Source organism: Endozoicomonas sp. SESOKO2, assembly GCF_024606245.1.
Classification (GTDB): Bacteria; Pseudomonadota; Gammaproteobacteria; order Pseudomonadales; family Endozoicomonadaceae; genus Endozoicomonas_A.
Map to the genome: position 1 here is coordinate 1 of NZ_JAHHPQ010000009.1, position 1,170 is coordinate 1,170.

General features: G+C 48.5%; 1 protein-coding gene. It reads left to right on the forward strand.

All coding sequences use genetic code 11. The features are described 5' to 3' along the window. The coding region (locus tag KDK17_RS00315) for a hypothetical protein (protein WP_257287084.1) at positions 1-1,170 on the forward strand (1,170 nt) is incomplete at both ends.

Consider the following 1,170-nt stretch of genomic DNA (forward strand, 5'->3'; position numbering starts at 1 on the left):
CGGTCATCGCCAACTACGTTCTTGACGATATTGCCTTTGAAAACGGCCGCAAGACAGCAGCATTCATGGCCAAGGTTCAGGATACCCTGACACCTTATGCTCATGCTACCGGCATGTCTGAATCAGACCTGTTCAAGGCTATCGATAGCACATTGATGCTGGCTCATACCGTTGCTGCTGAGCTACAGCTAAACGATTACTGGATCAAGCCTTCAGCCTTCATGGTACAAGCCCTAACCGGGTACTACTCCAGCTACAAACCTTTAATGGTGACCCATACCGCCCCGGAAGCTGTCAGGCTATTCCTCTCAAACATGCAGCTCCTCTATTTTCTGGATCTGACCAACAGGGGCGATTACATGCACAGGATGCTCATACCTTTCGAACACTGGATGGAACGCTATAGAGTTGATCTTGACCGAACCCGCCAATATGCCTATCACAGCAGAATTGAAGAAATCTCTGAAGTGGGCGCTCTGGCAATGCCATTAGGTAAGGCTGCTTCCTCGGTTATTCTAATGAAAACCGGCTCTGCGCTGTTCACCAGACAGTACAACGCCAACTCCCATAGGTACCGCACCATTTACCGTCTGGTCCCCGAAATGGTTAAATCCATGGGATCCGGACAAGGAATTCAGATACCGCTGGTGCACAGGATCACACCGGAAAAAGTGAAAATTCTGGTCTCTGCCACAGCCGGCATCGTACTGGGTCCGGTAGCCACTGCCGGAGCATACGCCCACGGTCTTTTATCCGGGTTTACCTACGTGCAAACATTCGGATTAGCTCTTACAACAAGCCTCACTTTCGACTTTTTCATGAACGACAACAAGATACTAACTGACTGGCTGGGAGGACCTCTGGGCCGAAGTCTTGACAAACTTAATCGCTGGAGAGGCCTGGGTGAAACGAAAACTGACTATGTTAAACGCACTGCCATTGCCAAGCCTCAACGCTACAATGAAACGGATGAAAAGTATGCTTGCCGTGTTAAAGTAAAGAACGTAATGTACGGCTGGATGCGAAACGAGAACTATCTTCAGTTTCGTGAACGGCGTGACCGAACCATGAAAATGTACAGCAATGGCTGGGAGAAATACTTCAAAAAAAATGTGCCTAAATGGTCATTCTCCCATGCAGAAAGTATTCCTTACTCTTACACTCTGGGTG